The 5,793-nt window shown below is 61.8% G+C and carries 6 protein-coding genes; 2 read left to right on the top strand and 4 right to left on the bottom strand.

Features of this window, described 5'->3' with window-relative positions; genetic code table 11:
• From ABSG20_RS27820 to ABSG20_RS27805, 4 genes are all read right to left on the bottom strand, one after another.
• Positions 1 to 729: SMP-30/gluconolactonase/LRE family protein (locus ABSG20_RS27820; RefSeq protein ID WP_423867684.1), on the bottom strand; the 729-nt coding region annotated here is incomplete at its 3' end.
• A 189-nt stretch (positions 730 to 918) separates the two neighbouring features.
• Positions 919 to 1,839, bottom strand: coding sequence for an SDR family oxidoreductase (locus tag ABSG20_RS27815; RefSeq protein ID WP_423867683.1), 921 nt, complete (start codon positions 1,837 to 1,839; stop codon positions 919 to 921).
• Between the two features lie 231 nt (positions 1,840 to 2,070).
• Positions 2,071 to 3,210, bottom strand: a complete 1,140-nt coding sequence (locus tag ABSG20_RS27810) for a thiolase C-terminal domain-containing protein (protein WP_423867682.1) — start codon at positions 3,208 to 3,210, stop codon at positions 2,071 to 2,073.
• A gap of 5 nt (positions 3,211 to 3,215) precedes the next feature.
• Positions 3,216 to 3,626, bottom strand: a complete 411-nt coding sequence (locus ABSG20_RS27805) for a Zn-ribbon domain-containing OB-fold protein (RefSeq protein ID WP_423867681.1) — start codon at positions 3,624 to 3,626, stop codon at positions 3,216 to 3,218.
• A gap of 205 nt (positions 3,627 to 3,831) precedes the next feature.
• On the opposite strand from ABSG20_RS27805, the gene ABSG20_RS27800 reads away from it, so the two are divergent.
• Positions 3,832 to 5,079 (top strand): amino acid ABC transporter substrate-binding protein, encoded by a 1,248-nt coding sequence (locus ABSG20_RS27800; protein WP_423867680.1) that lies wholly within the window; start codon positions 3,832 to 3,834, stop codon positions 5,077 to 5,079.
• Positions 5,080 to 5,116: 37 nt separating this feature from the next.
• The coding region (locus ABSG20_RS27795) for a branched-chain amino acid ABC transporter permease (protein WP_423867679.1) at positions 5,117 to 5,793 on the top strand (677 nt) is incomplete at its 3' end.

Here is a 5,793-nt window from a genome sequence, read left to right as displayed (position 1 = left end):
GTAGTCATGGCTAAACGCGATACCGTTCGGCTTGTACGGCTCGTCGGCGACCTTGGTGACCTGGCCGGACTGTCCGTCGACCCGGTAGACCGCTTCCTTCTGGTAGGGCTGGTTCGAGCCGGTATGGGTGTGGAGGCCCTCGTAGAGATTGATCGCGCCATAACCTGGATCGGTGAACCAGATCGAGCCATCATTGGGATGAACCACCATATCGTTCGGTCCATTAAGCGGCTTGTCACCCGCTTTTTCGGCCAGCACGGTCAGGTTGCCATTGTGTTCAAAGCGGACCAGCTGAGTCCGCTGCGCACTGATCTGCCGCCCCTGGAAATCGTAGGTGTTGCCATTGGCTTCGTTCGAGGGTTTGTGAAACTGCTCTGAAATATGGCCGTCATCGTCGAGGTAGCGGAGCTGACGGTTGTTGGGGATGTCGCTCCACACCAAAAACTGGCCCTGGGCATTCCAGGCCGGTCCTTCGGCCCAGAGGCAACCGGTATAGAGACGCTTGATGGTGGTGTTACCGACCTTGGCCTTGAAGCGCTCGGGATTGATGACGACGATATCGGGGTCGGGATAGCGCTGTGGCTCGGCCCCCGGGCCGAAATCGCGCGCCACGGCATCGGTTGCGATCATGGTAGTGGCGGCAAGACCTGCCGCACCGCGCAGGAGTTTGCGGCGGTCCAGCCCTTCGGCGGCGGCAGTTTGTTCGCTGGCATTCTGTGGGGTCGTCATGATTTCCTCCCATGGATTTTTTTGCAGGGAGGAAATCTTGCGCCTAGAATAGGGCATAAGCAAGCCAGAACAACCACAGATAGCGGCCGGGACGCCATCGATTGGCCTGACGATTACCTCAAAAACAGAAAAGCCCGATGGTCCGGGAGATCCAGGGGCCGGCCATTGCAATGGTGCCTTAGGCCCAGCTCAAATAGCGTCCCAGTTGAAAATATCCGCGGAGCGGTCGAGCTTGTAGAACGAGGATTTCAGCGCCGGCATGCCGTGCTCGGCAATGCTCTGCGGCGTCCAGCCTTCGCCGCGGTGGATCGAGCGCAGCGGGCGCGACTGGCTCATCAGGAATATCTCGTTCAGGCGCACCGCGAAAATCTGCCCGGTGACATCCTTCGCCGCGTCGCTGAGCAGGAAAGCGCAAATCGGCGCAATCTTTTCCGGCCCCATCTGCTGAATTTTCGCCACCCGCGCCTTCTCGGCCTCGGTCTCGGTCGGGATGGTTCCGATCAGGCGGCTCCAGGCGAAGGGAGAGACGCAGTTGGAGCGCACATTGAAGCGGTTCATATCGAGCGCGATCGATTTTGACAGCCCGACGATGCCGAGTTTTGCCGCGGCATAATTGGCTTGGCCGAAGTTGCCGACCAGCCCGGATGTCGAGGTGAAGTGGACGAATGAGCCGCTTTCCTGTTCGCGGAACAGCCTTGCGGCGGCATGCGAAACGTAGAACGAGCCCATCAGGTGAACCTTGATGACGGACTCGAAGGCGTCGATGCTCATGCGGTGGAAGATCGCGTCGCGCAGGATGCCGGCGTTGTTGACCACGCCGTCGAGCCTGCCAAAGCTGTCGACCGCGGTCTTGACGATCTTGCTCGCCGGGATGGCCTCCGCGACAGTTTCGAAATTCGCAACCGCTATGCCGCCGCGCTTCCTGATTTCCTCGACTACCTCTTCGGCGGGCGAGGCGCTCGATCCCGAACCGTCAGCGGCGACGCCGGGATCGTTGACCACGACCTTGGCGCCTTCGGCCGCGCACAATAGCGCGATCTCGCGGCCGATGCCGCGGCCCGCGCCGGTGACGACGATGGATTTGTCCTGCAGTGATTTGGTGCCGGCCATGATGCCTCCGTTTTGAGCCGTTGTGATGCTGGATGCGGGCGGTGTTCACCTCTCCCCGCTTGCGGGGTGCTTGCGGGGAGAGGTCGGATCGCTTTAACGATCCGGGTGAGGGGGACTCTCCGCGAGTCCGACCTGCTGAGAGAAGCCCCTCACCCCAGCCCTCTCCCCGCGAAGAGCGGTCCGAAGAGCGGGGAGAGGGAGCGCAAACAGCTTGCCTTCCTAACTTCATCCTCACCGTTCGTTGGTAAAAATAATGGTGCCGCTGGCCGCGAACATGCCGCCGACGCCATGGCAGACCGAGATCTTCGCGTTCGGAACCTGCGCCGGCGCGGTGCCGCGCATTTGCCGCACGCTTTCCTGCAGCGCGTACATGCCATACATGCCGGAGTGCATGTAGCTCAAGCCGCCGCCATTGGTGTTGAGCGGCAGCTTGCCGCCGGGGCGGGTGTTGCCGTCGGCGATGAATTTTCCGGTTTCTTCGTGCGGCATGAAGCCGAGATCGCCGAGGCCGTAGAGCGGCAGATGCGCAAAGGCGTCATAGATCATCAAATGATCGACATCGGCGTGGCTGATGCCGGCCTCCCGGAAGGCCAGCGGCCCCGCGACGCGAAACGCGCGCGAACTGTCGAAGGTCTGCATCTGGCTGACCATCGGCGTTTCCACGCTTTCGCCGGTACCCAGGATATAGACCGGCTTGTTCGGAAAATCCCGGGCGCGCTCGGCCGAGGCCAGGATCAGCGCGCCGCCGCCGTCGGTGACAAGACAGCATTGCAGGATGCGGAACGGATAGGCGATCATCCGCGAGTTCAGCACGTCCGCGACCGTGATCGGTGCTTTCATGGTGGCGCGCGGGTTCTTCGCGGCCCACTCGCGCTGCACCACCGCGACCATGGCGATCTGCTCGTGGGTGATGCCATGGCTCTTCATGTAGCGCAGCACTGGAATGGGAAACATGCTGGCCGGCGTCGAGACGCCATAAGGCAGCTCGAACTGGCCGTTCAGGCTGTCGGGACCGATCATGCGCGGGGTGCGGCCGATATTCGACTTGCCGCTTTCGGCATGCGTGATCAGCACCGTCCTGCACAGCCCGGCCTCGATGGCGGCGGCGGCGTGGCGGACATGCAGCATGAACGAACAGCCGCCGACCGAGGTGCCGTCGACCCAGCTCGGCGTGATGCCGAGATAGTGCGCGATCTGCTGCGGCGTCTCGACCGCCGTGGCCAGACCGTCGATATCGGACAGTTTCAGGCCGGCATCGGCGATCGCGTTCAACGCCGCGTCGGCGTGCAACTGGATCTGCGAGACGTTGGGAATGACGCCGAGTTCGGTGGTTTCGGCGGCGCCGACAACGGCAACCTCGTTCCTGCGCATGATCTTCAACCCTTCGACGGACGGAACAAAGGAAGGCAGATGTTGTCGTCGAGCTTTTCGAACACGACTTCCAGCTTCATGTCGAGCTCGAGTGCTTCCGGCGTTTGCGGACAATCCACGATATTGGTCATCATGCGGGGACCTTCGTCCAGTTCGACCACCGCAATGGCGTAAGGCGGCGTGAAGCCCGGCACCGGGCGGTGATGGATAACGTAGCTGTACAGCCTGGCCTTGCCGGAGGCCCTGAACAGGCTGACCTTGCGCGAAGCGCAGGCCGGGCAGAACGGGCGCGGCGGGAAATAGACGTTGGCGCAGGCGTCGCAGCGCTGCAGGCGCAATTCGCCGGCCCGGGTGCCATCCCAGAAATGCTGGGTTTCCGGTGTTGGTTTTGGTTTCGCTCGTGCGGGTTCCGCCATATCGGTCAATTCCTCCTGGGCGGGTCTTCGGCCCGCTGGTTCCGATCTTGATGCGACATTGGACGGCCCGGCGTCAACGGTCCAGCCGAGCTGTGGCATGCCGCCTGTTCCGGCACACGCGCCATTGCTTGGCCCGGAGCGCTTGTGTCGCCACGACTCGACGCGGTAGATTGCCGGCGAGAACAAAGAAAACCGGGAGGAATTGATGTCAAGGATCACGGGCGCGGTGCTGGCGGCGGCCTTTGCATTCGCCGCGCCGGCTTGGGCTGCCGAGGCGCCGGCCGAAATCAAGATCGGTACGCTTTATGCGTCATCGGGGCGCTACGCTTCGATTTCGATGCCGGTTTTCAGCGCGCTCAAACTCTGGTCCGACCAGAAAAACGCCGATGGCGGCGTCTACGTCAAGGCTTTCGACAAGAAGATTCCCGTCAAGCTTGTCGCCTATGACGACCAGAGCAACACCGCGACCGCGTCCACGCTTTACAACCAGCTGATCACCCAGGACAAGGTCGACCTCCTGGTCGCGGACTCCGGTTCGGTTTTGACCGCGCCCGCGGTTGCGATCGCGCGCGACCGCAAGGTGTTCCTGTTCGACCAGACCGGAACCGGCGCCAGCTTCTTCTCCAAGGACAATCCCTACATCGCGCTGATGGCCGATCCGGTCTCGACCGTCTGGCCCAAGCCGGTGGCGGATTTCATCTCGCATGACGGCCCGGGGCTCGGCATCAAGAAAGTCGCCATTCTCTACTCGACCAACGAATTCACTGGCACCCAGGCCAACGCGTTCCGCAAATTCGTCAAGGACTCCGGCGCGCCGATCGAGATCGTCTACGATCAGGGCGTTCCGACCGAAACCACCAACTACACCGTCATCATCAACAACATCAACAACACTGAACCGGACGCAGTGATCCATTTCGGATACGCGCCGAACGACATTGCGTTTTTGCGCAATGTTCAGGATGTCGGCGTCAAGTTCAAGATGCTGTTTTCGATCTATGCCGGCATCGAGACCGAGCTCCTGGAAAAGAACGTCGGCGAGAAGGCCCTCGAGCACGTCTTCACCTATGTGCCGCCCTCGGAACTGGACTATGCGGTCAATTTCGGCATGAACATGAAGGATTACAAGGCGGCCTGGGACAAGAAGTATCCTGATGGCAAGATCGAGTTTGGCTTCAATGCCACGGCCGGATACACCACAGGGCTCGTCATCGAGAAGACGCTATCGGTCGCCACCAGCCTCGAGCAGCTCGAACTGCGCCGCGCGGTGTTCAGCCTGTCCGGACAGCTCAAGACGCTGGATGGGACCTTCGCGCTTGACGAAACCGGCGGCCAGATCGGCGAGTTGACGCCGCTCGGCCAGCTCGAACTCGACGGTCAGGAACACATCAAGTTCGTCTCGATCTATCCGCACGAAACCGCCACCGGCAAGCCGGTCTATCCGCGTCCATGATGCGATCGCAGAACCCGGTGCGGCAGGCGAGGCGCTGATGCTGACTTACGCGCTCGTCGCCGGCGTGCTGTTCGGTCTGTATTTCAGCCTGGTCGGGATCGGCCTCAATCTCGTGTTCGGCGTCATGCGCATCGTCAACCTTGCGCATGGCGATTTCCTGATGCTGGGCGCGTTCACAGCGTTTGGCGTCGTGACCCTGGCGGGCATCGATCCCCTGTTCGCAGTGCCGCTGGCGTTCGTACTCTTCGTGCTGGCTGGTCTTTTGCTCTATTGGGTATTGGTGCCGCGGCTGCAGGGCTCGGTGAACCCGGAAATGCTGTCGATCATCCTGTTCTTCGGTCTGTCGCAGGTGATCGAGGCCGTCATGACCATTTTCTTCGGCACCAGCGAGCGCTCGATCCAGAGCCGCGCCCTCGGTACCGTGTTCTCCACCATCAAGATAAAGCTGTTCGGCGGCAAGCCCGGCGGCAGCGGGCCGGTCCAGATCTTTGGCCAGGGATTTCCGGCGTCATGGGTGATCGCGGCGATTACCAGCCTGATCGCGATCGCGCTGGTGTATGTCTATCTGTACCGTACCCGGCTCGGCACCCTGACCCGTGCGGTGATGTCGCGGCGCGACGAGGCGTTTGCGACCGGCATCGATGTCGATCGGGTCTCGGCCGCAGCCTTCGGCATCGGATTGGGTCTTGCAGCGGTGGCCGGCGTGTTCGCGCC

The sequence above is a fragment of the Bradyrhizobium sp. genome, assembly GCF_049512235.1.
Taxonomy (GTDB): Bacteria; Pseudomonadota; Alphaproteobacteria; order Rhizobiales; family Xanthobacteraceae; genus Bradyrhizobium.
This window is presented reverse-complemented; position numbering and strand designations above follow the sequence as displayed.

Bases quoted from the DNA above. Each gene is read 5' to 3' on its own strand.
- ABSG20_RS27810 (WP_423867682.1), bottom strand. From the start codon at position 3,210: ATGCGCAGGAACGAGGTTGCCGTTGTCGGCGCCGCCGAAACCACCGAA.
- ABSG20_RS27815 (WP_423867683.1), bottom strand. From the start codon at position 1,839: ATGGCCGGCACCAAATCACTGCAGGACAAATCCATCGTCGTCACCGGC.
- ABSG20_RS27800 (WP_423867680.1), top strand. From the start codon at position 3,832: ATGTCAAGGATCACGGGCGCGGTGCTGGCGGCGGCCTTTGCATTCGCC.
- ABSG20_RS27805 (WP_423867681.1), bottom strand. From the start codon at position 3,626: ATGGCGGAACCCGCACGAGCGAAACCAAAACCAACACCGGAAACCCAG.